Annotated in this window: 24 protein-coding genes and 1 pseudogene; 1 reads left to right on the top strand and 24 read right to left on the bottom strand. The window is 39.6% G+C overall.

Annotation, left to right across the window (positions count from 1 at the left end; genetic code table 11):
* Nucleotides 1-131: 131 nt before the first annotated feature.
* The 7 genes and pseudogenes from nagE to murQ form a co-directional block, all read right to left on the bottom strand.
* Nucleotides 132-1,604, bottom strand: a complete 1,473-nt coding sequence (gene nagE, locus RE409_RS12610) for an N-acetylglucosamine-specific PTS transporter subunit IIBC (protein ID WP_201249523.1) — start codon at nucleotides 1,602-1,604, stop codon at nucleotides 132-134.
* A 181-nt stretch (nucleotides 1,605-1,785) separates the two neighbouring features.
* Entirely contained in the window at nucleotides 1,786-3,024 is a 1,239-nt protein-coding gene (locus RE409_RS12605; RefSeq protein WP_201249524.1) for an exo-beta-N-acetylmuramidase NamZ family protein, read from the bottom strand.
* A 12-nt stretch (nucleotides 3,025-3,036) separates the two neighbouring features.
* A pseudogene (locus tag RE409_RS12600) lies at nucleotides 3,037-4,985 on the bottom strand (glycoside hydrolase family 3 N-terminal domain-containing protein).
* 453 nt (nucleotides 4,986-5,438) lie between these two features.
* A complete protein-coding gene (locus RE409_RS12595) occupies nucleotides 5,439-6,461 on the bottom strand; it encodes a MupG family TIM beta-alpha barrel fold protein (protein WP_309559067.1) in 1,023 nt (340 codons plus the stop codon).
* The gene (locus RE409_RS12590) at nucleotides 6,458-7,825 is read right to left on the bottom strand and encodes a PTS transporter subunit EIIC (RefSeq protein WP_201180741.1); all 1,368 of its coding nucleotides are present in this window, start codon (nucleotides 7,823-7,825) and stop codon (nucleotides 6,458-6,460) included. Before RE409_RS12590 ends, RE409_RS12595 begins: the two co-directional genes overlap by 4 nt.
* Before the next feature lie 37 nt (nucleotides 7,826-7,862).
* Entirely contained in the window at nucleotides 7,863-8,720 is an 858-nt protein-coding gene (locus tag RE409_RS12585) for a MurR/RpiR family transcriptional regulator (protein ID WP_201224685.1), read from the bottom strand.
* A gap of 12 nt (nucleotides 8,721-8,732) precedes the next feature.
* Nucleotides 8,733-9,647 carry an N-acetylmuramic acid 6-phosphate etherase gene (gene murQ / locus RE409_RS12580; protein WP_397444168.1) on the bottom strand — a complete coding sequence of 305 codons (915 nt, stop codon included), beginning with the start codon at nucleotides 9,645-9,647 and terminating at the stop codon, nucleotides 8,733-8,735.
* 409 nt (nucleotides 9,648-10,056) lie between these two features.
* Between murQ and RE409_RS12575 the strand changes: the two genes are divergently transcribed.
* On the top strand, nucleotides 10,057-10,236 hold the full coding sequence (locus RE409_RS12575) for an H-type small acid-soluble spore protein (RefSeq protein WP_201180743.1): 180 nt from the start codon (nucleotides 10,057-10,059) through the stop codon (nucleotides 10,234-10,236).
* A 345-nt stretch (nucleotides 10,237-10,581) separates the two neighbouring features.
* On the opposite strand, the gene RE409_RS12570 is transcribed toward RE409_RS12575, so the two are convergent.
* The 17 genes from RE409_RS12570 to RE409_RS12490 all read right to left on the bottom strand — a co-directional run bounded on the left by RE409_RS12570 (nucleotide 10,582) and on the right by RE409_RS12490 (nucleotide 25,372).
* Nucleotides 10,582-11,139, bottom strand: coding sequence for a hypothetical protein (locus tag RE409_RS12570; RefSeq protein WP_201224687.1), 558 nt, complete (start codon nucleotides 11,137-11,139; stop codon nucleotides 10,582-10,584).
* 692 nt (nucleotides 11,140-11,831) lie between these two features.
* Entirely contained in the window at nucleotides 11,832-13,013 is a 1,182-nt protein-coding gene (locus RE409_RS12565) for an ABC transporter substrate-binding protein (RefSeq protein WP_201183281.1), read from the bottom strand.
* Nucleotides 13,014-13,038: 25 nt separating this feature from the next.
* A complete protein-coding gene (locus tag RE409_RS12560; RefSeq protein ID WP_309559065.1) occupies nucleotides 13,039-13,746 on the bottom strand; it encodes an ABC transporter ATP-binding protein in 708 nt (235 codons plus the stop codon).
* On the bottom strand, nucleotides 13,730-14,503 hold the full coding sequence (locus RE409_RS12555; protein ID WP_201224689.1) for an ABC transporter ATP-binding protein: 774 nt from the start codon (nucleotides 14,501-14,503) through the stop codon (nucleotides 13,730-13,732). Before RE409_RS12555 ends, RE409_RS12560 begins: the two co-directional genes overlap by 17 nt.
* A 2-nt stretch (nucleotides 14,504-14,505) precedes the next feature.
* Nucleotides 14,506-15,501, bottom strand: coding sequence for a branched-chain amino acid ABC transporter permease (locus tag RE409_RS12550; RefSeq protein ID WP_201180747.1), 996 nt, complete (start codon nucleotides 15,499-15,501; stop codon nucleotides 14,506-14,508).
* A gap of 1 nt (nucleotide 15,502) precedes the next feature.
* Nucleotides 15,503-16,366, bottom strand: a complete 864-nt coding sequence (locus RE409_RS12545; RefSeq protein ID WP_201180749.1) for a branched-chain amino acid ABC transporter permease — start codon at nucleotides 16,364-16,366, stop codon at nucleotides 15,503-15,505.
* 108 nt (nucleotides 16,367-16,474) lie between these two features.
* Nucleotides 16,475-16,648 (bottom strand): hypothetical protein, encoded by a 174-nt coding sequence (locus tag RE409_RS30690; protein ID WP_201180751.1) that lies wholly within the window; start codon nucleotides 16,646-16,648, stop codon nucleotides 16,475-16,477.
* A gap of 159 nt (nucleotides 16,649-16,807) precedes the next feature.
* Nucleotides 16,808-17,026: an AMP-binding protein gene (locus tag RE409_RS12535; protein WP_309559269.1), complete on the bottom strand. Its 219-nt coding sequence runs from the start codon at nucleotides 17,024-17,026 to the stop codon at nucleotides 16,808-16,810.
* Nucleotides 17,023-17,235 carry a hypothetical protein gene (locus RE409_RS12530; RefSeq protein WP_201180755.1) on the bottom strand — a complete coding sequence of 71 codons (213 nt, stop codon included), beginning with the start codon at nucleotides 17,233-17,235 and terminating at the stop codon, nucleotides 17,023-17,025. The genes RE409_RS12535 and RE409_RS12530 overlap by 4 nt, the downstream gene beginning before the upstream one ends.
* 21 nt (nucleotides 17,236-17,256) lie before the next feature.
* Complete coding sequence (locus tag RE409_RS12525; protein WP_201180758.1) at nucleotides 17,257-17,433, bottom strand: hypothetical protein; 177 nt, start codon at nucleotides 17,431-17,433, stop codon at nucleotides 17,257-17,259.
* Between the two features lie 453 nt (nucleotides 17,434-17,886).
* On the bottom strand, nucleotides 17,887-19,587 hold the full coding sequence (locus RE409_RS12520; protein ID WP_201180766.1) for a sigma-54 interaction domain-containing protein: 1,701 nt from the start codon (nucleotides 19,585-19,587) through the stop codon (nucleotides 17,887-17,889).
* A 132-nt stretch (nucleotides 19,588-19,719) separates the two neighbouring features.
* A complete protein-coding gene (locus RE409_RS12515) occupies nucleotides 19,720-20,121 on the bottom strand; it encodes a MaoC/PaaZ C-terminal domain-containing protein (protein WP_056529601.1) in 402 nt (133 codons plus the stop codon).
* Nucleotides 20,118-20,570: a MaoC family dehydratase N-terminal domain-containing protein gene (locus RE409_RS12510; protein WP_056529604.1), complete on the bottom strand. Its 453-nt coding sequence runs from the start codon at nucleotides 20,568-20,570 to the stop codon at nucleotides 20,118-20,120. The genes RE409_RS12515 and RE409_RS12510 overlap by 4 nt, the downstream gene beginning before the upstream one ends.
* A gap of 18 nt (nucleotides 20,571-20,588) precedes the next feature.
* Nucleotides 20,589-21,353, bottom strand: a complete 765-nt coding sequence (locus tag RE409_RS12505) for an SDR family oxidoreductase (protein WP_201224697.1) — start codon at nucleotides 21,351-21,353, stop codon at nucleotides 20,589-20,591.
* Nucleotides 21,354-21,373: 20 nt separating this feature from the next.
* Nucleotides 21,374-22,549 (bottom strand): acyl-CoA dehydrogenase family protein, encoded by a 1,176-nt coding sequence (locus RE409_RS12500; RefSeq protein ID WP_201224700.1) that lies wholly within the window; start codon nucleotides 22,547-22,549, stop codon nucleotides 21,374-21,376.
* Between the two features lie 26 nt (nucleotides 22,550-22,575).
* Nucleotides 22,576-23,727: an acyl-CoA dehydrogenase family protein gene (locus RE409_RS12495; protein ID WP_309559062.1), complete on the bottom strand. Its 1,152-nt coding sequence runs from the start codon at nucleotides 23,725-23,727 to the stop codon at nucleotides 22,576-22,578.
* 25 nt (nucleotides 23,728-23,752) lie between these two features.
* A complete protein-coding gene (locus tag RE409_RS12490) occupies nucleotides 23,753-25,372 on the bottom strand; it encodes a long-chain-fatty-acid--CoA ligase (protein ID WP_201224704.1) in 1,620 nt (539 codons plus the stop codon).
* Nucleotides 25,373-25,406: the final 34 nt, after the last annotated feature.

The raw sequence follows: 25,406 nt of genomic DNA, 5'->3' as shown, positions 1-25,406 counted from the left end.
AGGTATGGAACGGGATCTCATTCCTGATCATTGAGTATAATCCTTGTCTATTAATCTCGCAAGTAAACTAGTTGTTCTTGCAGTTCTAGATGAAAGATGAAGGATTACTCGAACAACTAATAATGGGAGCTCTATTGTCTACGAATCTTTTCAATTTCATCCGCTACGAATTGTACCTGCGTACCCACAACGACTTGAATGCTATGTGGACCAACGATATTGATTCCCGCGACTCCTGTGGATTTAATTTTATTTTGATCAACTGCTCCCATATTCTTCACTTCTACTCTCAAACGGGTTATACAGTTGTCAACAGACATTACGTTAGCGTCTCCACCTAAGCCTTCATAAATCGCAGCAGCCATCCCAAAGAATTTACTTCCTGTTGACTCAGCATGGTTGCTTGCATTTGCCTCTACTCCTCCACCATTAAGTTCTTCATCTGTATCATCCTCCCTCCCTGGAGTCATTAAGTTAAACTTTGCGATCAAGAAGCGGAATAAGAAATAGTAAATGACAGCGAAAGCTAACCCTTGAAGAAGGAGCATATAAGGTTCATTTGCCAATGGCAATCTTGAACTTAAAACAAAGTCAACAAAGCCTGCACTAAAACCAAAACCTGCTGTCCATTGAAAAGATGCAGCAATGGCTAACGAAATACCTGTTAATAAAGCATGAACAACAAAAAGAGCGGGTGCTACAAACATGAAGGCAAATTCAAGAGGTTCTGTAACTCCTGTAAAAAATGAAGCAAATCCTGCAGCGAGCATTAATGACGCCACTTGTTTTTTCTTTTTAGATTTTGCTGAATGGTACATAGCAAGTGCCGCGGCAGGCAATCCGAACATCATGACAGGGAAGAATCCGGCTTGATACATGCCTGTAGTTCCTTTTGTTCCAGTTCCTGCCCAGAAATTACCGATATCGTTAAGCCCAATTACATCAAACCAGAACACGGAGTTTAATGCATGATGTAAACCCGTTGGTATCAATAACCGATTGAAGAATCCATAAAGTCCTGCACCTGCAGCACCTAATCCACTTATCGCTTCACCGAAATTAACTAACCAAGAGTAGATGAGCGGCCATACAAAAAATAATATAAGGGAAACGAGTAACATAATAACCGCAGTCAGTATGGGGACCAGCCTTTTACCACTAAAGAAAGCGAGGGCATCCGGCAGCTCGACCTTACTAAACCGATTATACATAGCAGCAGCTATAAGGCCCGAGAGAATTCCGACAAATTGATTTTCTATATTCTCAAATGCTGGATTTACACTTTCTACATCAATACCTTGCAGCATAGCTACTGATTCTGTGGCAAGCAATGTCGTTACGACTAGATAGGCTACCAACCCACTCAAAGCGGCTGAACCATCTTTTCCTTTCGACATCCCCAATGCAACCCCGACAGCAAACAAGATAGACATATTGCCAATGATGGAAGAACCAGCTTTAATTAAGAAAGCCGCTATCGGACTTCCCTCTCCCCATCCTGCTGGATCTATCCAATAACCAATCCCCATTAAAATGGCAGCTGCCGGCAATACGGCTACTGGCAACATCAATGAACGGCCAATTTTTTGAAGATATTTTTTCATCCCACTTTCCCCCTGACAGTTATTAATTTAGGATAACCCTATACACCTATTAGACAGCGGTTTCTTCTTTTTTAGAACTTCTTTTCTTTTATAAACTGTCTATTTCTAGGGAATTCTTAACGTTATACCCCTTTAATTTAAAAAAAGAAAAGCCCTTACAGACTTTTCTAAGTTCCTCCGGTTATTTATAGAGTAAATACTGTGCGCGAACCTTTTTAAAAGCATCTTGCTCTGGCTGATATTCTTTCATAATTTCATTCACAGATGAGCCTTCTTTAATCATTGTTCTCACCAAGTCATTACCTATTAATAGACTGAAATTATTGGCTGCGAGAAATTCGAAATCATCTGGATAAAGATCATGAATGGTCTTGATAATGTGCAGTCCAGTTGGTACAGCCCTAAATTCATCACGATCAGTTACATAGATTTCAACTCCATGGCTAAGTTTACCTGCATACTTTGAAAACGAAGGTGTAAAAGAGGCAGCCCTAAATTTCACACCGGGCAAACGTAGTCCATTTAATTTCCCCGCAAGTTCATCGCTGTTGATATAGGGTGCACCAATTAATTCGAATGGCTTAGTCGTCCCTCTGCCTTCCGAGACATTTGTTCCCTCAATTAGCCCTGTAGCTGGATATACAAATGTAGTGGACACTGTTGGCATATTTGGCGATGGCAAGACAAATGGAAGCCCAGTTTCGTCATAATCCATCGAGCGCTTCCAGCCTTTCATTTTAATGACCTTTAAATCTGCACCAATTTTAAACTCTTTATTAAACAATGTAGCGAGTTCGCCGACTGTCATCCCATGTTTAAGCGGAATCGGATACAAACCAACAAATGATGAGAATTCCGGTTCAAGTACTGGTCCATCTACTGATATCCCCCCTTGCGGATTCGGCCTGTCTAACACGATAAACGGGATGTTATTTTCTTTCGCGGCTTCCATTGCATAGGCCATCGTATAAATATAGGTGTAATAACGCGTTCCGACATCTTGGATATCAAAGACAAGAGCCTCTACACCTTCTAACATTTCAGGCGTTGGCTTTTTCGTTTTACCATACAAGCTATAAACGGGCAATCCTGTTTTTTCATCTATATAAAATTCAACGCTTGCCCCTGCCTGCGCATCTCCACGAACCCCATGTTCGGGTCCATATAACGCAGTTAATTCAATATCCGGATCGTCATACAGCAGATCAACGATGCTCGTTAATTTGGAATCGATTCCTGTTGGATTTGTAATCAACCCCACCTTTTTTCCTTTTAGTACATCCTTCTCATCTTTTAAAAGAACTTCAATACCAGGCATGACCTTTTGTTTTTTCTTTTCCTTATCGGCAGTAACACTTTTAGAGGAAACTATACTAAAGGCCAACAGACAAATGGTGAATATAATAAGAATTCTTTTCATTGTGTTTCCCCTCTACTTTTTAATAGGCTTGCCAGATTTAATATCTAATCCATACCCAAATTTATAAAGGCTTTCGGATGGTTTTGTCACGGATGGAATATCCACTGGCAACGTCCCCCTCGGTTTTGATTCTCCAAAGATCGTCGCGATGCCTGCCGGTATATTTGGCTGCCTATACCGCCCATTTGAATATCCTTTAAATCCGTATACAACCATCACGGCTTTTGCTTCTTCAAAATTGGCAACATCATAAGGGTTTCTTACACTCATTAACACAAACCCTTTATCTTTTTTCTGTGCATATTTCATGGCCGCTCTTGGAAAGGCTGTTGCCCACTTGCTTGAATCTTGAATACTGTCATCAATCACTCCATCATTTACGGCCGGATCGTTTTTTACAATATAGGACCCAGTAATGACATAGTCGGCTTCATCAATGAGTCTTGCCACTTCAATAGTGAATGACTTTTCTGAAAAACTCATACCTGTAACTTGGACTTTCTTTATCCTCTTTTGATCAACTAATTCATTGATGCTCCTTGACATAGATTCAATCTGATCGGCAAAAGGAGCAAGAACTAAAATATTTTCATTTTTCTTAGGTTTGAAGGGCAATGTTTTATCTTCATTTTTCAAAAGAGTGATTGCATCTTCCGCAATTTTCCTTTCTTTTTTCAAAGAATTTTTATTACCGACCACTTGAAGAGCCCTTAATATTTTTTTATCAATTGGGGTGTCGGCAGCGACTTTTCCCAGCTTTAGAATCCCTCTTTTCACTTTTAGCTCAAGTATTCTTGTTACAGAACGATTGACTTGATCAAGCGGAATTTCACCACTTTCCACGGCTTCCTTCACTGCATCGAATACAGAGGTTATATTCTTTTCCATTTGAAGCGAGTTTACTTGTGCAGGCATCAATGCAATATCAACACCCGATTTCAAGGCCAAAACAACAGCATCTTCTTGTCCAAAATTGTCCGCAATGGCTTGCATATTCAATGCATCTGTAACCACTACGCCATCAAATCCCATTTCTTCACGTAAAAGACCAGTAATGACCTTCTGTGACAGTGTTGCCGGGACCATAATTTCTTGTCCGTCTTTTTTACTGATATAAGTAGTATCATCGAATGCAGGAAATTGAACATGTGCGGTCATCATCATATCTACTCCAGCATCGATTGCCTTTTGGAAAGGAACTAACTCGATAGAACGTAAGCGCTCTTTATTATGCGAGACAAGGGGAAGACCATAATGACTATCAACCGCCGTATCTCCATGACCAGGGAAATGCTTAGTCGTTGCTATCATATTCTGACTTTGCAATCCTTTTATGGTTTGAATCCCAAGTTTTGATACAAGATCTGGATCAGAACTGAAGGAACGGACGCCAATAACTGGATTTCCAGGGTTATTATTGACATCAACAGCCGGTCCAAAATTTACATTTATACCAAGAGAGGACAATTCCTTGCCGATGATTTCTCCAGACTGATAGGCGTAATTCTTATTTCTAGTTGCACCCAGCGCCATATTTCCCGGAAGATTCGTTCCTGTTTGAAGGCGAGTTACGATTCCTCCTGATCAATAGTTATAAATAGTGGAAGATCCCTGCTCGCATTCTGTAAACCATCTGTCAGCCGTACCGTTTGCTCGGTATCTACAACATTTTCAGCAAACAATATCACTCCGCCTAAATGATATTTTTCAATGATGCTTGCAACTTCTGAGTTCATTTCTATAAAACCTGTTGCTTTTCTTTCTCCTTGTTCTTGCCAATTACGAAAATCTGGCATGAGCATTTGACCGACTTTCTCCTCAATGGACATATTTTCTACGGTTGTCTGAACATCCGGCACTGGTTTTTCTTCCGCAAACTCCCTTGCTGATGTAATTCCACCAAGAGTGGATAAAGCCAAGGAAAAAGCTAACCCAGCAGGTGCCCATATCTTTTTATTCATTTTGGCATTCTCCTTTTTACTTTTTAATCTCAAAAGGCTTTCTTAGCAGTAGTAGGTAAAAAGGTTTCCAAGAGCTTTAATCAATATCTGTCTAAAGAAGTCAGTGAATCCTCATCTATCTTCAATGCTTCTTAAGTGTGTGATGATGTGTACTAAATGTTGTTAGCCTTATGATCGTTTTTTTACAAATTTCTACTCTCTTATGAAAATAAAGGCAGCACCTTGAAATCCCAGTAGCCACCTTTTTCAATTTCTCATTCACTTTTTTATTTTCCAAGGAAAATCCAGCTCTTTTTCTGGGATCTTAGCTTTCTTAATGACAGAAAATCCTTTTGTTGTATCATTAGTTGCTAATTAACACTTCGTGGGCAAGGGCTTTTAGTTCGTGAGTGTAATAGAGTGTAAGAACTGAAGTGAGTGAAATGATCACCTATTTTCTGTGTATTTCTAAATCTATATATATAATTCTTCACATTGTAGGTTTACGGATTGACCAGATTCCAGAAGTTCTAACAAAGGAAGATCTTCCTCTATAACTAGCCCTATCACATTGACTCGATGATTTGCTTCTAAATCTCGCCTGCAAATTTGGACCTCTCCCCGATATCGCCCATATGCATCATTGTCCATCGTAATGGAACCAAGGTAGCGTTCGACAGTATTTTGCGGTTTAACCTGTGTTGTGACACGGGTATGTTGTAGCCGATACACATCCCTTGAAACATCTGGCCGCAAATCGTAAATACCGCTTTGCAAAACGGAAGACTTCACGCGAATAGATAGAATATTCCGATCATTAAACGCGGATAGGTTCTCAATCAAATCGTTTTCCACACCTTGATCTCCAATATATACTCCATTCACATGCTGAAACAGTTCAACTCCGGCAGCAAAAGGATTCATAAACCTGTGTTTTTCAAGCGTCGGAAGGCCATCATGAAGGGGTCCTCGCTTACTTCCTGAACCCGGGATAAAAGCAACAATAGGTATTCCATACTTCTTGAACATTTTATTTTGATTTTGAAAGAATTCTTCCTCGAGACCCGTTTCACGCCTTGGATAGAAGTTATGCCAGGCTATGAGTCTATCAGGTTTTATTCCGCTCCCAAGTGCGGCCATTAGTTCATCTTCCTTTAACGTACTTGCGTTTAGCGAAAGAGAAAATACCTCAGATAAAGATCTTATCGTTTCATAGTCAAACCCATCATCCAAGCGAATTCCCTTAACCCCTAATGACGATAACTCCTCAAAATTGCTAATTCCCAAATGACTAAGCGTGTTTAATGAGACATCTGCATGGATTTCCATTTCATATGACTCTACAAGCTTTAATAGTTCAACCATTCTTTGTACGTGATCACCTTTTTCTTCAGGAATATGAAGCGAGGTAAATGCTCGCTTCACACCTAAGTTTGCTGCATGAATGATTTGTGTTTCTGCATCTGGGTCTTGTAGATAAAAAGAGATTCCAATCACTTGAATTCAACCGCCATTTCATCTTTAAATCCAAATAAGTACGTAAAAATAAATCCTGCTGCGTAGGAAATGAATAACCCTGCCAAGAAAAGCACAATTTGGTTTGGATGAACTAAAAAGGTAAGTGGTAATCCAGATACACCGATTGCAGTGGTCGCAATTCCGAAGTGAGCTTGAAATGCGCCTCCTACCCCTGCCCCTAGACATGCGGTTAAGAAAGGACGACCGAGTGGTAATGTCACTCCAAATATAAGAGGTTCGCCGATACCAAGCATTCCTGATGGAAGACCTCCACCTATCGCTCGCTTTAGGCTTGCTTTCTTCGTTTTGAAATAGATGGCAAATGCCGCACCTACTTGGCCAGCTCCACCCATTGCCAAAATGGGAAGCAGAGGATCGTCTCCAATCGCGTTGATCAATTCAAGATGAACAGGTGTTAAACCTTGATGCAGACCAGTTATGACTAGCGGTAGGAATGTTGCTCCAAGCACAAATCCAGCTACAACTCCACCGAAATCTAATATATTTAATAAACCTGTTGTAATCGTATCCGATAAAAATCCTCCTACCGGCATAAATACAATGTAAGTGACTATCCCTGTAATAAGTAAAGAGATGGTTGGAGTCAACATTATATCCAGTGATTGAGGAATGAATTTCCTTACCTGCTTTTCTACCAATGCTATAAAAATCGCGGCAAAAAGGACTCCAATTAACCCTCCACGTCCTGGGAGCAAGTTTTCACCAAACAATGAAATGTCGCCTACTGCCGGGTTGATAACCAAGATACCAGCCAGTGCACCAAGTGCAGGTGATCCCCCGTATTCCTTTGCCGCATTAGTCCCAACTAAAATCCCAAGGTAAGCAAATAATCCAGATCCAATAACAGTTAATATAATGGCTAATTGTGAATCTCCCGCAAGCCAGCCCGCTTGAACGACCGCTTTTGTAATCCCTGTAATCAGGCCTGAAGCTACTAATGCAGGAATTAACGGGATAAAGATACTCGCAATTCTACGTAAAAATAGTTTAAAAGGTTTTGCATTTTTCCTATCAATCTCTGATTTGTTCTTGGTAGCAGTTTCTTTTAAATTAAAATCTTCAGATGATGCGAGAAACTTTTCAAATTCAGCGTACACCTTGTTCACTACTCCTGGACCCAGAACGATTTGAATCGTTTCTTCTTCGATGACACCAAGAACGCCTTCCGTTTTTTTAATTTCATCCATGTTTACTTTTGAACGATCGATTGGTGATACCCGCAGCCTGGTCATACAATGTGCAGATCCTACAACATTTGATGCCCCACCTAACTTTTCTAATAATTCTCGTGCTAAATCGGCGTACTTATCCCCCTTGCCCATTCAAAAGCCCCCTTTGTCAAAATCTCCAAATGAATGTTCATTTATAACGATCTGTCATCGATTGGATGGCTGCCCGTGTGTTATCAATATATTGGACAGTCTCTTCGTACTGTTCTGACGCCATTCCTAAAAATAAAATATCAATCATATATAACTGTGCCAATCGGGAAGATGTTGCAGCACTTCTAAACGGAGCTTCATTTGAAAAGGATGTATACAGCGAAGCGTCACACAAAGAAGATACCGTTGTTTGACCAAAATGAGTCAGGCCGATCGTTTTGACTCCTCGATCTTTAGCAAGTTTTAATATATTGACAACTTCAGGTGTTTCTCCTGAGAATGAAATAGCAAAAACGATATCATTTTCATCCGCATTGGCAATCAGAGTTGCAACTAAATGCATGTCAGTAAAGGCAGTTGCCCCTTTGTTGATTCGAAGCAGTTTTTGCTGAGCGTCTGCGGCAACAATATTCGAAGCCCCCACTCCACAAAAGTGAACTGTTTTAGCGTTCAGCAGCAATTTAATTGCATTGTTGAGATTATCGTGATCGATAATTTCAGAAGTGTCACGAATAATCTGAATCGTATTACTGGTTGTTTTTTCAACAATCCGATACAGTGATTCTGAAGGCTCAATATCTCGGTAACCCTGTTCAACAGACTTCATTAAATCCCCAGCAATCCGCATTTTCAAATCTTGAAATCCTTTCAAACCGAGAGATTTGCACAACCTTATCACAGCAGCCCCGCTTGTATGAGCAGAAGTGCTCAACTCCTGTACAGTGCTATTCACTACCTCATGAGGATTCTGTAGGATATATTCTGCTAGTTTTTGTTCTGATTGTGGAAGCTTACTTAGCATCGTCTGTATAATGGATAATCCTCCAGTAACCATTGCTTTCTCTCCTTAATCCACGCGCATCGAGATGGCTTTTCTGACATCTCCATCCGCTTTTTCTAGTAACTCCGTTGATTGATCATAAGTTGTTGAAGTCTTTATCATTACAATCGCTGGTTTAACCTGATTATTCGCCTTTTCGAGCATTTTCATTGCAATATCATATTCAACATTCGTAACAGTTTGTATAATGCTTATTGCACGATCCTTTAGTTTTTGATTGCTTACATTTACATCTACCATCAGATTTCCATACACTTTTCCCATTCTAATCATGGTAGCTGTTGAGATCATATTAAGTACCATTTTATGTGCAGTTGCCGCTTTCATTCTCGTAGACCCTGTTAAAACTTCGGGTCCGACCTCAACTTCAATTCCAATATTAGCGACTTCCGTGATGATGGAGTTTTTATTGCACGATAAAGCCACCGTTTTTGCTCCTACCTTTCTTGCATAATGTAAAGCTCCTTTCACATAAGGAGTACGACCGCTTGCTGCAATGCCGATAACCGTATCATTAGCTGTAAGATCCACGTTTTTTAAATCTCTTTTCCCAAACTCTTCTTTATCCTCTGCTCCTTCAATTGCTCGAACAAATGACTTTTCCCCTCCAGCCATTATTCCCAGCACCTTATCCGGTGATGTGCTGAAAGTCGGTGGACATTCCACTGCATCAAGAACACCAAGTCTACCGCTCGTTCCAGCCCCAATGTAGATGAGTCTTCCTCCTTTCATTAACGATTCATAAGCAAATTCAACCGCCGTTTTAATATCTAATAAAACCTCCTGTACGGCTACTGCCACTTTTAAATCTTCGTTGTTAATAGCAGTAATAATTTCCAGTGTATTTACACTGTCGATGTTCATGGTACCTTCATTGCGTAATTCAGTCGTTAATGAACGCAGTCGTTCTTCCATAGACAAATAGATCCTCCTATTATCAATTACTTAAATATAATTTCAATTTATACTCAATTATCTTGAAATTATATTTTATATTATATTAAATGGCAGCGCTTTCATTACTAAATAACAAGATTTTTTTTGTAAGTTTAGTATCATTTTACTTTTTAATACCTGATTTCAGAAAATCATTCTATTATTTCAAAAGAACGCTTACCACGTCATATTATGGAGTATGTAATACCACAGCCATCAGATGGATTCTTAGAGGATAAACCTGATAGCATAATATCTACTCTTATGAATACTTCGGAATTTTCTTATATTGTAGACGGTGTTATTAGATTATCATCTGCATTTCTTTTAAAAAAGAATAAAATCATTTACCTTTTCAAATAATAATTAGACAAATAATAAGGGAGGGATTTTTGTGGATGTTAATCGTGTAAAACAGATTCTTTCTTCACCATCTGACATTGAGGTGAGATATAATGGCACTTCAGTTTGGATTGATAATATAAATGAAGATGGAAGAACAGCTACTGTACATCTAAGAGGGCCATTAGAGGAAAGGTCAGAAGTCGGTATTGAAGAGCTTAAAGAAATATAAAGAGTAATAAAACATTATCCACCCATAACATCCCGAGAGAACAAAACAGGAATAGTTGCAGCCATACTTAATGAATTAGTATGGCTGCTTATTAGTGAAATCGAGATGAACATGCTTTGAACTGCCTGTGAATTTCATTTCATATTGGGTTCATTGTTGCTGAGAAGGCTTGTAGTTAAATTGAATTGTTGAGGTAAGTTAGGTAACTGTATTAGTGGTTTCTCTGAAGAATTTGGTCGAAATGTATTTGGTCCTTCACTATTCATTAATATATACACAATTATTAAATTAAAAAAAGCCACTCTCTTTATGAGGAAGGCTTTGTTAATGATAATTGAATTATCGTTACATTTTTTCAACTTTAATCAGACTTTCTACTATCCAATTTAGTGTCCGTTTATCTTTTTCCTCTTCTGTCAGACTTCTTGGGAGTTCTATCCATTGATCTTTTTCAGGGACTAAATGAATCTGCCCCCTTAATGAATTTGGCACTTCCCTGTCCAATAAACGTATCTCTATATCATTATTAATAGTTACATATATATGACCAGTATATTCGATTTCTTCAATTTTCATGTTAAAGTGACCTCGGGTATTAGGACGGCACCATATATGATTTCCTTTAAGTTTTCTCAAAGAGTATTCAAAACCAAAAAGTTGTTCTTCCGATATATAATAATCTTTGATGTAATACAAATTTTCATTATGTTTTTTGTCATTCACATCATACACATCATACGTAAAATGTATATTTGAATCTTTTCTTATCTTAGGATTTTGGTCGGTCCAATTGTTATTTACCATTATTGGTCGTACAAAAGATTCTAGCCTTTCTTTTACTAAATATTCAATATTGCTATGATCAAGATTACATCCAAAGGTAAATAAAAAATAGTCTTTCAATTACTTCTAGCCCCATTTCAGCAATGAATTATTATTTAATCTAATATTCCCCCTATAATCAGACAAATCATCTTATGTATGGTAATGACAATTTATTGAATTTTCAGATTGATTTTTAAATACATGAAATCTAAAGTAAGGATTCCATTATCACCTAATAATTCAAAAATATGCTCTCCTTGTTTGATACCATTATAGGTGCTGTACTACCTAATGGTCCTACACGTCTAGAATATCCATACTTACCATATCTTTTTTTTTCCCATAATATCTAGAGTAGACCTTACTTTCTTATAAAAATCTTTTTCAATCGTTACTTAGGAAAGTAAGGATCCGTCATCTACTCTTTTACCAGAGTTGGAAATAACTACACGAAGCTCACATTTTGCTATTGTCGCCTTTATTATTGTTTTTCTATCGTTCAGGCCTTTACTAGAATATTATCATTTCTAGAAAGTACCTGACAGTATGAATCTTACCCTAGTAATGGATACATTGTGGAAGAAACAAAAAAAGAAACGTGTACTGGAATCCTTCATTTGAAGGATTCCAGTACACGTCCAAGAAATACAACAATCTACTCTATCAGTACATACTGGTAGAATTCTGCCGCACACTAGCTACTTTTTTTATGACTGTTTACTTGATTATCAGGGATATTTTTCGTGACACCAGCACTGGCTTTGTTCACCTTAACGAATGGGAACTACTTTTCCATCTTCAACCGCTCCAACGACAATTGTAGATGCGAATCCTCCATTCTCATCAATTGTTGGGATATCGTAGATTTTCTGTTCAGCAGAAATATTAGTCAGCCCGTCCTGCATATGTTCGCGAATCGCCTTGACGTCATCCACGCTTCCTGCTGATTTCATCGCTTCTACAAAAGCATACATCGCGATGTAATTCAAACCGACTTCGGAGCTTGGATCTTCCTTATAATTTTTTTGATATTTCTCAATAAAAGCTGGCACTGCTTCTTCATCGGAGTTAATCAGAGGTAGGACACCGATTGAGCCTTCCAATGTTTCATATGATCCTGCAATCGGCTTCATTTGATCCAGCTTCGCCTGATCCATAATAATAAAACCGCCTTTAAACCCTAACTCCCGAGCTTGCTTCGCTACTTTTGCCGTCGGTTCAGACGCACCTCCGATAAACAGCACATCAGGATCCTTTTTCAATGCATTTGTAACAATCGTAAAGAAATCTGTTTCTTTAGCAAAATCAATCGAGGAATTATAAACGACTTTACCACCTTGCTTTTTCCAATGAGGGAGAACCGCTTCTGTCCAGTCTTTTCCGTATTGAGAAGAGGTTGGCAAAGCTGCAATTTTTTTGCCGAAATGTTCCATGGCATACGTTGTAAACGGTTCGATATATCCTTCATAATTCGGTGGAATTCGTACGGTTAATGAATTTCCGCTTTCGGTAACTGAAGGCTCACTCGTATAGGCGCCAATGATAAATTTCTCTTGTTCATTAAAAACCTGCAGCGCCAGGACACCGCCGCTATGCGGCGTAAATATAATCGGTGTATCATATTCCTGAATTAAGCGTTTAGCATTCGAACCTGTTTCATTCGGTAAGTATTTATCATCCAAAGAAACGAGATTAAGCGTGTATTTTTCCCCATCTACTTCAAACCCTCCGTCATCATTGATTTCATTGACGGCCATTTCCACACCATTTAACGTTCGTTTCCCATACAATGCTGCAGCCCCGCTTAACGGACCGCTAAAACCAATGTTAACGACATTTCCTCCTTTACCTTTTTTACCACTACTTGATGCGGGGCTGTCTCCCTTGTTACAGCCAACCAATGCAGTTACTACTACCAGCATGAATACAAATAACACTTTCAGTTGTTTCATATAAATAAATCCCCCATTCTTTTTTTCATGCTCCAATATACGCTTTCCGTACTTCACCATTAGCCAATAAATCATCTGCTGTTCCTTGAACGACAATTTCCCCATTTTCAAAAACATAACCTTTATCTGCAATGCTGAGGGCAGCATTCGCATTCTGTTCTGCAAGTAGAACGGTGATTCCTTCCCGGTTTATTTCTTCGATAACCTTAAACATCTGTTCCACAATCAAAGGTGCGAGTCCAACCGAAGGCTCATCAAGCATCAGCAGCTTTGGCTTAGACATTAATGCCCTACCTATGGCAAGCATCTGCTGTTGCCCACCGCTCAGACTTCCTGCATCATTATGATTCTTTTCTTTTAAAATCGGGAATAAATTATATACCTTTTCCAAAGAATGCTTGATTTCCGCCTTTTTCTTTCGATGCACATATGCCCCCATCCTCAAATTTTCCTGGACAGTCATTTGCGGAAACAGTTTACGTCCTTCGGCACACTGAACAATTCCAGCTTGAACATTCTTATCCGGGGCCCGACCGCCTATAGGACTATTTTGAAAATAAATTTCTCCTTGAGACAGCTTACTGATACCACTAATGGAACGAAAAGTCGTACTTTTACCCGCTCCATTCGCCCCCAATAAAACGACAATCTCCCCTTTGGCAACTTCGATATTCACATGTTTGATTGCAGTAAAACTTCCATAACTGACTGCAACTTTAGATAACTTTAGCACTAGCACTACCTCCCAAATAGGCTTTAATAACCGCTTCATTACTTCGGATTTCCTTAGGTGTACCCTCGGCAATTTTTTCTCCGTAATTCAAAACCATGATGTGGTCAGCCAAGTTCATAATCATATGCATTTTGTGCTCGATTAAACATATCGTAAGACCGGATTGATTTAACTTCTTGATCAGAACTGTCAGTCCTTCCGTTTCATCCGGGTTGATTCCTGCAGCGGGTTCATCAAGAAAGATAATTTCCGGGTCCGTTGCAAGAGCAAGGGCGATGGCTGTCCGTTTCTTTTCCTCCTGCGAAACACTAGCGACTATTTTGTCAGCCACATCCGTTAATCCAACAATCTCCAGCACCTCCATAGCCTTATCCCGACATGCCGCTTCCTCTCGTTTTAAGCGTTTTGTTCTTAGAATGGCGTCTACCAAATTCGATTTGGTGCGTAGTCTATGCCCAACAATGACATTATCCAATACGGTCGATTTATCAAAAAGACTGGTTGTTTGGAAGGTCCTTGAAATTCCTAGCGCTGCTATTTCATTAGCTGGAAGCTTGGTGATATCAATTCCTTTAAAAATGACGGTTCCAGTGCTTGGACGATGAAAGCCGCTAATCAAGTTGAAAAAAGTGGATTTCCCCGCCCCATTCGGTCCGATAATAGCATTGATTTTTCCTTTTTTAATCAAAAAATCCACATTATTGACTGCTGCTAAGCCGCCAAACCGCTTTGTCAAATTCTTAGTTTCAATAATCATTTTCATCCCTCCCCCACTTTAATAGAAACATCGTTTCTCAAAACAGGCGGCTTCTTATCTTTTCGTTTGATTTTCCAATCAAAGATGGCACCTGCGATTCCACGTGGATAAAAAATGATGATTAATGTAAGCAAAGGTCCGAAGATCAACATTCGGTACTCTTGAAGAAATTGCAGATTTTGCGAAAGTATTACGAGCAGTAACGTTCCCACCAACGGTCCCGAAAGTGTCCCAATTCCACCAACTAAGAGATACATCAATAGGTCGAACATAATGGAGGTGGAGCCGATATCAGGTCCAATAAACCGAATGAATGAAGCATACAGGGCTCCAGCCAAACCTGCGAAAAATGTAGAAAGGACAAAGGCCGTCAGTTTATTCTTCATCGTGGATATACCAATCGTTTGAGCAAGGTCCTCACTATTCCTGATGGCCATATACGTTCTACCTGTTAACGAATGGATAATCCGATACATGACTATGATCACCGCAAGCAGAAACACAAGGACAAGATAATATTGTGAAGTTGCCGTATCGAATGTTATTGGACCGATATTACCTGGGGCAGGGATGCCAATCAATCCTCTAACTCCCTCCGTCAGCCCCTCCCATTTATCAATGACCAGATATATGATATAGCCTACACATAATGTGTATATGGCGAAAAAGTGTTCCTTTGTCCTCAATGCTATTAATCCGATTACAAATCCAATCGCACATGTGATCAAACAGGCCCCCACAAGAGCCAGCCAAAAATTCATTCCAGATTTTACTGTCAGCAGCCCAAGTGAGTATGCACCAATTGCAAAAAATCCAGCATGAGCAAGCGAGAGATAACCAGTATAGCCTGATAACAAATTGATTCCGTAAACAGCAATTGTCCAAATGAATGAGAGTGTTAACATATGAAGATAATAGTCGTTTTGACCGATAATAGGGAATAAAAAAGCTAAGATGATAAGAGCAATAATTCCATTTCGTTTCGTCAAAATCTTCATGCTACCTCTCCCCCTTAGCAAAAAGTCCCGTTGGTTTCACTGTTAGAATTACAACTAAAAGAACGAATGCAATGATGTCTTTATAATCATTTGAAATATAAGTTGCGCCCAGGCTCTCGCTGAAACCAAGGATATAACCGCCGACAATCGCCCCTGGAATACTTCCCATGCCTCCCAGAATGATAATGACGAATGCCTTCAAGATGACGAGATGTCCCATGCCGGGGAAAACGAGGTTAATCGGTGAAGCAAGAGATGAGGCAATGGCGGCTAAGCCACCAGATATCATGAAGGTCAGCATAGCGACTTTGTTGATGTTAATCCCTACAAGTGAAGCTCCTTCACGACTTTGGGACATCGCAATTATCGTTGAACCGGTATACGTTTTCTTGAGGAAAAGATAAAGCAAAATCATCACCACGATAGCCGAAACGATAATCAACAAGCGCTGCAGTGTAAACGTCAACCCCATGATGTTGACGACTTGATCGTAAGGAGAATTCATTGTATGGAAATCGGCGCCCCAGACAAATTGCGCAAAGGCTTCAAGAAAAAGAAGAATCCCGATTGCCGCAATTTTATCGTGCAATGGCGGTGCCTCCCTTAACAAGCGGAACACGAAACGTTCCAATAGAACACCCATCAAACCAACAACGATTACGGATACAAACATAGCAAACCAATAATTAACGCCATATAACGTCATCATTGATAATGTGATGTACCCTCCCAACATATAGAGAGCTCCGTGGGCAAAGTTCGGGATATGCAAAATTCCATATACAAGCGTCAATCCCAGGGCAACTAAACTATAAACGCTTCCAATTGTCAAACCATTAAAAAGCTGCTGGATTAAAATATCCATTTACTTCCTCCTTCTTAATTATTGAATTTTTATCATGCTATTTGGTTATTCCTGCTTCACAATCAAAGGCATGCCTAGAAAACCAGCATTCCAAAAAGTGAGAGGCATCTATACATTAATCAAACTGACGATTTTTGATTCTGTTAACGGCAACGGAATTCTAATACTGTTTACCCTACGCTCGCCCGATAATGGATTGCGACAAGCAGTTGAAGAAGCCTCCGATAAACCGTAGCCTTCAATGATTTTTATTTTTGTTAGCTTTTCAAACTGATGTAACATCGTAGGAGACAAATGGGCTGAATCACATAAACAGAGCTATAATGTATGCAAAGCATTATGAGTATCACCGAGTTCTTTGATTAAAGAGTTTTACATTTGTGGTAAGCCAGGAAAAATGGTCACTTTGCAAGTCTCGCTCAACTCGATTACCCGTTTAGCCTAAAACACGGGCACGATGACATTCGCTGCACCAAGCATAACAGCCAAGTTCATCGTGATAGTCATCATATACACATGATAAAGCGGAGAAGCCGTCATGATTACTTCCTCACCGAACTGAATCCTCGATTGAAGAAAACTTTGGTTCTGAATCACATTGGCAACTAAATTAAAATGGGTTAGTTCCACACCCATTCTCTGTCCGGAAGTCCCGCCTATATACTAATCACAGCCATATCTACTTTTGGACTTATAGTCGCTTCCCCTACCTCTTTCGGAGGGGCATGGATAAGGTCATCAAGATATTCAAAAGGCAATGTGAGTCTTATTTCTTTATTATCACCACCTACATATATACGAGGTCTTGAAGTAGCTGATAAAACGCCCAACTTGTTAGCGCTTTCATTTCCGGTGACTAAGTATTGCAATTGTACGTCTTCTTGAATCTCTCACATTTCTCTAACCATACATAGCGGGTTGATTAGTATAATGATCATTCCTAGTTTAATAGCAGCATAATAGGCGATTAGATAATCGGGTTGATTACCTAGCAAGAAACCAATTTTATTACACTTTTTTGCCCCAGCCTTATAACAAGCAGTTGCAAGACCATCCACATTTCGCATAAGGAATCATTTGTTCTTCATAATAAATGGGCGCCCGGTCCCCAAAACCTCTTTACGGAAAGCATTCTGTATAGTCTGATTTTAGGGATATTCGTAGATTTCATCGTCTGAATATAACCGCTTTCCCATGGTCGATCACCTGGATCAATCAACTATCTCACCTCACACTTTCTACATGGAAATTCCGTAGATTAATTCCTTATTAATATGCAAGTGCTGTGCCATAGTTAAACACAGTTACTGTGGCTATTTCAAAGTCCCAGAAAATTCATTATTGAATCATATAAATGAAAAAAAGGGGTTCTATATAGGATAGTCATCATTCACTTTTGACTGAAAAAATCATTTCTGAATTAAGTTAGTTTCGTGAATGAAGACCTAAAATATTTGTTATTCAACGGGTAGCGATAAATAGTAAGAGGGGATTTCCGATAAACGGAAATCCCCTCTTACTTACCTATCCTTTTCACTGACCTTTAATTGATATTTTTTAAGTTTCCTCACAATTGTCGCCTGACTCGAATCTAGGGCTTCTGCGATTTCATATGTAGTTTGGTAGGTTTGCGCCGCTTTCGTCAATATTTCCTTTTCCGCTCTTTCTACCGCTTCTTTTAAAGTAAGTGTGCCTTTAAGGTTGGAATGATTCTGATTTACCTGCTGATATTCTTCCGGAAGATCGCTAAGTGAAAGTAATTGATTATTTGTTAGGACGACGAGCCTTTCCACTATATTATTCAACTCACGGACATTTCCTGGCCAATCATATTGAAAAAAATATTCTTTCAATCTCGAATCTATTTCTTTCGAGAATTTATATTGTTCGTTGGCTTTTGTTAAAAATAAATCCGTCAATGCTAGAATGTCTTCTCTTCTCTCCCTTAAAGGGGGAATCGTAATTGGTATGACATTCAGCCTGTAATAAAGATCTTCACGGAATTCACCTACTTTAACCATTTCCAATAAGTTGCGGTTCGTGGCTGCGATTATTCGAACATCAATTTTTTTGGGCTTCGTTCCTCCGATTCTTTGAATCTCCCTTTCCTGAAGTGCCCTAAGTAGCTTTACCTGCAATTGTAGAGGAAGCTCCCCCACTTCATCCAAAAATAAAATCCCACTCTCAGCCACTTCAAACATCCCTGGTTTCCCTTTTTGATTAGCTCCGGTAAACGCGCCGCCTTCATATCCAAAGAGTTCGGATTCCAATAAATCCGCCGGAATTGCCCCGCAGTTTATCTTTACGAAGTCTCCTTTTTTAGATCGGATGCTCCGGTTGTAAATATTACGGGCCAGTACATCTTTTCCAACGCCCGTTTCTCCTAAGATCAGTACTGTCGCATCAATATCCGAGATTCTTTCGGCAATCTCATAAATCATTTTCATCTTATCACTGACAAAAACAACCCCATCCTGACTTGTTATCTTTCGAAGTTTTTCAATTTCCTGCTTATATTGATTATTCAATTCATTAACTTTCGTCAATTCATGCATCAGTTCATTTAAATCTGACAAATCACGTATGTTCGTAACGACTTGCTCAATTTCACCTTCTTCATTAAAAACGGGACTTCCTGTAATTAATGTTTCTTTTCCAGCAAAATTATCCTGTACGACTGAAACCGTTCGTCGCAGCTTCACTACCTTATGTGTCACCGAAGTATTCAAAATACCTCGTTTTATTAATTGGTCCACCGATTTGCCGATATAATACTCTTTCGGAATTCCAGTAATCCGTTCAATCGCTGAATTTGTGTAAAGTGTAATGCCATTTTGATCGGTGATATAAATCCCATCATAGGAATTTTCAATAATGGCATCTAGAGCGCGATTCAGTTTTTCCGTTTCATGGGCATCAACCAATAAATTATCCAAAAATTGTGTTTCACTGCCTACATAAAGAATATCGCCATTATCCAATTGTGTCAGAAATATAAATAAATACCGTTTGTCATGCAGGCGTGCAGCTGCCAATCTATTATTATCGAGAAATTGCCACTCTTCAAATTGTTCGGTAAGTAGTTTCTTCCCATTCTGTCCTATCCGATCATTTAGGTAACTGCTCCAATCCCTAATCCGGTATTCAGAATCAACGACTAGAGCAGGAAAGATCCACTCTTTGAGCAAATTAATTTGAGAATCCTGTTTTACATGATTCATTAATAATATTCACCGCCGCAAAAAGAATTCTTTTTTAGTACAATTCTGGATAGATTTCGAATCTCCTTTAATATTGTCGAATTTTAATCCTAAAAAAAGTAGTGATGAAATAAATTTCACCACTACTTTCCTTTAGTAGGTCCTAAAAATAACCTCACCACTGATCGCTTCCTTACCTGATTGGTTGATTGCTGCTACATTGAAATAATACTTATCTTCCTTTTTCTCTTTTAAATCTGCTTGAAGGGTTATAACATCATTCAAGAAAACCATACCTTTGAAACGAATCTTGTATTCTTCAATGTACCCAATTTCATATAGATTACTGAAAATCTTTGCCAGGTTTCCCATCGTCCACATTCCGTGTGCAATAATCCCAGGCAAACCAGCATTTATTGCTTCTTCATCAATCGTATGAATGGGATTAAAATCACCTGATGCCCCTGCATACTTAATGAGATCCAAACGTGTTACAGGTCCAAGCTCTATCGAATGCAACGAGTCGCCAATATGCAGTTCAGTTAATGTAGTCACTTGCTCATCACCATCCTTTTTATCGTTTCATTGATAATGACAAGTTGTTCAGCGGTAAAAACAATTTCTCCATTTGCATCTGTCCCGTAATTTTTCAAGGCTAGGAATCCCATTTCCCCTTGCTTCCCTTTTTTCTCATAGTAGTCCCTCACTTCTGTATAACAGGTAATTTCTTCTCCAACCCTCAGCGGACGGTTATAATGATATTTCTGTTCACCGTGTATCAATCCTTTATTTGGGAGGTCTAAGCCTTCAATCGTTCCAAAATCAAAAACTCTTGGAAAAGTTGGGGGCGCAATATTCGTACCATACCTTGATTGCCTACCTTTTTCTTCATCGATGAAAATCGGATGCGGGTCACCAATTGCTAACGCAAATTTTTTAACGGCTCCCCGTTCAACCAGATTTTTAACCGGTTTAGATTGTTTTCCAATACTTTCATTGAACATATCATCCCGCCTTTACTCTTAATTTTTTGGACCACCCGCAACATATAGAACTTGCCCACTAACGAAAGATGATGCTTCATCAGCGAAAAATGCAACAGCATTAGCGATGTCACTTGGCATACCGCTTCTAGCAACTGGAATACTGTTTGCCCTATCCTGGATAAATTGTTCAAAACTCACTCCCATTCGCCGTGCTGTTTCTTTCGTCATTTCGGTTTCAATAAAACCAGGTGCTACCGAATTAGCCGTTATTCCATATTTACCAAGTTCAATTGCGAGTGTTTTTGTTAACCCCTGCAACCCCGCTTTTGCCGCTGCATAATTAGCCTGACCGCGGTTACCTAGTGCCGAGGTTGATGATATATTAATAATTCTCCCATATTTGTTTTCCACCATATACTTCTGAGCCGCACGAACCGCATTGAAGGTACCTTTTAAATGCACGTCCATTACTGTCTGCCAATCTGAATCGGTCATTTTAAATAGTAAATTATCTCGAATGACACCTGCATTATTCACAAGAATATCTAACGAACCGAACGTATCAGCTATTTCTTTTACTGATGCTTCTACCTCTTCTGAATCCACCACATTGGCGACCCTTGTAAAAATGGTATGGCCTTGATCCCTTAGTTCATTTCCTGTTGAGGTCAAAACTTCCTCATTTATATCTATGATAGCAACCTTTGCGCCTTCATTTGCAAATAGTTCTACGATTGCCCGTCCAATTCCCCTACTTCCACCAGTAACTAAAGCGGTTTTCCCTGAAAATCTTCCTGTCATAATCTTTTCCTCCTAATCTATTATAAAAATTGTCCTAATTTAACATGTCCTTTAATTAAATTCCGTGAAATAATCATGCGCTGTATTTCATCGGTCCCATCATATATTCTCCAAAGTCTTGCCTCACGGTACCAGCGCTCAATTGGAAGTTCCTTCGTATAACCCATGCCCCCATGTATTTGCAACACGCGATCAACGACACGATTCCCCATATTTGCTCCATAGAGTTTAGCCATAGAAGCTAGATGACGATTGTCTTCTCCATGATCTAGTGTGTAGGCGGCATTTAACACAAGCCACCTTGCAGCTTCGATTTCAACAGCCGAGTCAGCAATCTGCCATTGAATAGCCTGGCGCTCAGCGATTGGTTTACCGAATGTGACGCGTTCTTTTGCATAATCTATAGCCATTTGCAGCAATCTTTCTGAAGAACCGACAGCACGTGCCCCCACGATCCATCTTGCAAAACCAATCCATTCAAGGCCAAGTTTATAACCGCCATGCACTTCTCCTAAAATATTTTCCTCGGGTACCCGAACATTATCGAAAACTAAACCAGCCGGTCCCCATTCTCCCATCGTGTTGATATACTCAGATTTCCAGCCCATGCTCCGATCTACGATGAAACAGGTGACCCCTTTTGTACCAGTTTCTTGATGAAGTTCTTTATCGGTAACAGCAATGACCATGACGAAATCGGCATCATTTCCACCTGTAATGAATGTTTTTTCTCCATTCAGCACCCACTCATTGCCATCTTTTATCGCAGTCATTTTAATATTTCGAGTATCGGACCCAGCTCCCGGCTCCGTCATCGCAAAACAGGATTTTTTCTCCCCATTAATCGTAGGAATCAGATACTTCTTTTTCTGTTCTTCGTTTCCATAATAAAGAATATTGTCCGCAGAACCGCCAAAGCTGAAAGGTACAAACGTTTTTGATACTTCCATCAAGACTATTGCCATCATCATCTGCCCTAAGTCGGCCCCGCCAAACTCCACCGGCGTATTAATGCCCCAGAACCCCGCTTTTTTTGCTTTTTCCTGTAATTCTATTAATTTCCCTTCAGGTAAACTAGGTTTTCCTGCTATTTCGTTGCGAAGTACTTCATTTTCCAAAGGAATTAATTCATTTTCCACGAACTTGCGTATTGTTTTTTGTACCATTTTTTGTTCATCTGATAAACGTAAATCCATTATAACCCCTCCATTTTCTCATTAAACTATTTTTGATAATTTTTCTTTAATTGTCCTGTAATGATATTTTTCTGGATTTCGGACGTTCCTTCATAAATTCTAGTAATTCGTGCATCCCGATAGAAACGTTCGACTGGATAATCCTTCATGTATCCCATCCCTCCATGAATTTGAACTGCTCTATCAGCGACCCTGTTATATACTTCCGAACCATACAGCTTCAGCATTGCCGCTTCTTTAATAATTTTCTCTTTTTGATCGACCATCCATGCAACCCGGTATGTGAATGAGCGGAGCGCTTCTACTTCCATCGCCATTTCGGCAATCATATGAGATACGGCTTGATGATCGATAATAGGAACATCGAATTGTTCACGTTCAGTAGCATAATGGATTGATAAATCAAGCAGGTATTGGCAGGATCCCAAATTTCGTGCGGCAAGTCCCGCCCGGCCATTTGCAAGGATTTTTAATGCATTGACATAGCCTTTCCCAACTTCCCCTAGTACATTTTCCACCGGAACCTCACAATCTTCAAAAACCAGTTCGGCAGAATGTGAGCCCCGAAGTCCCATTTTCCTTTCAATGCTACCAATTTGAAAACCTGGGAACCCCTTCTCTACAATGAATGACGTGATTCCTTTTGCTCCTTTTCCCTTATCCGTTACCGCCATAACAGTAAAAATATCGGCCACATCTGCATTCGTTATATAATGCTTAGTCCCATTAAGAATATACTTATCTCCTCTTTTGACAGCAGTCATTTTTAGATTCGTCGCATGAGATCCGGCAGCAGGCTCAGTTAAAGCGAATGCGCCAATTTTATTTCCGCTTGCCATATCTGGCAGGTACTTTTGCTTTTGCATTTCATTGCCCATTTCTACGATTCCGACCGTCCCTATGCCAGTATGGGCACCAATTAGAGTGGTATATCCATTATGTGTTTTACCGATTTCTTCATATAAAGCACATTTCCCTACCATCCCAATGCCTAGCCCGCCGTACTGTTCTGGGATACTGAGTCCGAATAGCCCGATTTCCTTCGATAATTTGATGATGGATTCTGGAATATGATCATCTTCCTCTATTTGCATTGAATATGGTTCAATTTCTTCTTCGATAAACTGCCGTATATTTTCTTTTAAAAGTAGGATGTCTTCATCTAAGCGAAAGTCCATTTGCATTCCCCTTTTTACCTATGAATTATTTGTTAGCGTTTTCATTCATTACCGGATAAGCAGCTTTATATTTTTCTTGAAGCTTTCGTTTTAAAATTTTACCGACCGCAGTTTTGGGAAGTTCACTTTGAAAGGTGATAACTTCCGGTACTTTAAAGGCGGCGAGCTGTTTTCGGCAGTATTCATTCAGTTCCTTTTCAGTTATCCATTCATTCGGCTTAATAACAACGGCTGCATGAACGGTTTCACCACGATATTGGTCGGGAACACCGAATACCGCTGCTTCAAGTACCTTTGGATGGCTGTAAAAAACCTCTTCAATTTCAATAGGGTAAATATTAAATCCGCCTGCGATAATCATTTCTTTCTTTCGTCCAACGATGTAAAAGAAACCATCTTCATCCATCTTTGCGATGTCACCGGTATATAGCCATCCGTTTTGAATCGCCTGCAACGTTTCTTCTGGCATGCCCCAATACCCTTTCATCACCTGAGGTCCCTTAATAACCAATTCGCCAGGTGTATCAACCAAAAGGGACGGCTCACCTGTAATACTGTCAATAATGGCGGCATCTGTATTTGGGATAGGTATACCAATACTTCCGGGTTTTTGCAGGCCTCTAACTGGATTTCGATGCGTCACTGGTGAAGCCTCAGACAAACCATATCCTTCAGCAATCATTGATCCGCTTACTTCGTTAAAACGTGACAATACATTTAGAGGCAATGGCGACGAACCCGAAGTGCATGTTTTCAAAGAATGCAAATCAAAAGGATGGGACTGGTAATATTGTAATAAAGCAATATACATCGTCGGCACAGCTGGGAAAATAGTCGGTTTGAGCTTATTAATAATATCAACTATCTCAGCCACCTCAAACCTAGGTACTATAATTAAATTACCTCCATTATAAAACGTCAGATTCATAGCAGAGGTCATACCATATACATGAAATAGAGGAGAAACGGCAAGTACCCTTTCCTTCGCCTTTTGAGTATTGATTTGTGAAGTAGCCGCGCTTTGCAAGGTGTTAGCCACGATGTTTCGATGTGTTAGCATCGCACCTTTTGAACGCCCCGTCGTTCCTCCTGTATATTGGAGGACAGCAACATCTTCATCAGGTTCAATTGGTACAGTAAAATCTTCCTCTATTATTTTCATAAGCCTTTTTGTCAGCTCACACCTGCCATTTTCCATAGACACGCTTATTGTCTTTTCAACACGTGTTTCTGGTAATATGGCTTCTACCGTGGGATAAAGTTTATCGAGCACAATGATGTGTCTTGCACCTGAGTCTTTTAGGACATGTATCAATTCGTTCGCCTTATACATTGGATTGATTTGAACAACGATCGCACCATTCAAAAGTGTTCCAAAAAAACTAATCGGATATTGAGGACAATTGGGCAGCATAAGAGCCACACGATCTCCCTTTTTAACCCCATCATCAGCAAGTATCCGGGCACATCTTTTCACTAACTGCCCAAACTCAGAATATGTATACGTTTGATCCATAAACGTAATCGCTGTTTTATCCGGATACAGTCCAACTGATTGGTAAAATAATTCTGTTAGAGATATTTCAGGTATATCAATTTCCATTGGATTTCCGGACGGGATATGCTTGTTCCAAGGTCTATCCATTAGTCCTCCCCTTTCTTCATTCAAAAAATAAAGA

The organism is Peribacillus sp. R9-11 (genome assembly GCF_031345095.1).
GTDB classification, from domain to species: Bacteria; Bacillota; Bacilli; order Bacillales; family DSM-1321; genus Peribacillus; species Peribacillus butanolivorans.
This window is presented reverse-complemented; position numbering and strand designations above follow the sequence as displayed.

What these genes read in the sequence shown, in the direction of transcription:
- RE409_RS12500 (WP_201224700.1), bottom strand. Translation starts at nt 22,549, where the DNA reads ATGGATTTACGTTTATCAGATGAACAAAAAATGGTACAAAAAACAATA.
- RE409_RS30690 (WP_201180751.1), bottom strand. Translation starts at nt 16,648, where the DNA reads ATGTTACATCAGTTTGAAAAGCTAACAAAAATAAAAATCATTGAAGGC.
- RE409_RS12520 (WP_201180766.1), bottom strand. Translation starts at nt 19,587, where the DNA reads ATGAATCATGTAAAACAGGATTCTCAAATTAATTTGCTCAAAGAGTGG.
- RE409_RS12545 (WP_201180749.1), bottom strand. Translation starts at nt 16,366, where the DNA reads ATGGATATTTTAATCCAGCAGCTTTTTAATGGTTTGACAATTGGAAGC.
- RE409_RS12565 (WP_201183281.1), bottom strand. Translation starts at nt 13,013, where the DNA reads ATGAAACAACTGAAAGTGTTATTTGTATTCATGCTGGTAGTAGTAACT.
- RE409_RS12590 (WP_201180741.1), bottom strand. Translation starts at nt 7,825, where the DNA reads ATGGGCAAGGGGGATAAGTACGCCGATTTAGCACGAGAATTATTAGAA.
- RE409_RS12505 (WP_201224697.1), bottom strand. Translation starts at nt 21,353, where the DNA reads ATGACAGGAAGATTTTCAGGGAAAACCGCTTTAGTTACTGGTGGAAGT.
- nagE (WP_201249523.1), bottom strand. Translation starts at nt 1,604, where the DNA reads ATGAAAAAATATCTTCAAAAAATTGGCCGTTCATTGATGTTGCCAGTA.
- RE409_RS12490 (WP_201224704.1), bottom strand. Translation starts at nt 25,372, where the DNA reads ATGGATAGACCTTGGAACAAGCATATCCCGTCCGGAAATCCAATGGAA.
- RE409_RS12550 (WP_201180747.1), bottom strand. Translation starts at nt 15,501, where the DNA reads ATGAAGATTTTGACGAAACGAAATGGAATTATTGCTCTTATCATCTTA.
- RE409_RS12585 (WP_201224685.1), bottom strand. Translation starts at nt 8,720, where the DNA reads ATGGTTACTGGAGGATTATCCATTATACAGACGATGCTAAGTAAGCTT.
- RE409_RS12605 (WP_201249524.1), bottom strand. Translation starts at nt 3,024, where the DNA reads ATGAAAAGAATTCTTATTATATTCACCATTTGTCTGTTGGCCTTTAGT.
- RE409_RS12495 (WP_309559062.1), bottom strand. Translation starts at nt 23,727, where the DNA reads ATGGACTTTCGCTTAGATGAAGACATCCTACTTTTAAAAGAAAATATA.
- RE409_RS12525 (WP_201180758.1), bottom strand. Translation starts at nt 17,433, where the DNA reads ATGCGAAATGTGGATGGTCTTGCAACTGCTTGTTATAAGGCTGGGGCA.
- RE409_RS12510 (WP_056529604.1), bottom strand. Translation starts at nt 20,570, where the DNA reads ATGTTCAATGAAAGTATTGGAAAACAATCTAAACCGGTTAAAAATCTG.
- RE409_RS12555 (WP_201224689.1), bottom strand. Translation starts at nt 14,503, where the DNA reads ATGATTATTGAAACTAAGAATTTGACAAAGCGGTTTGGCGGCTTAGCA.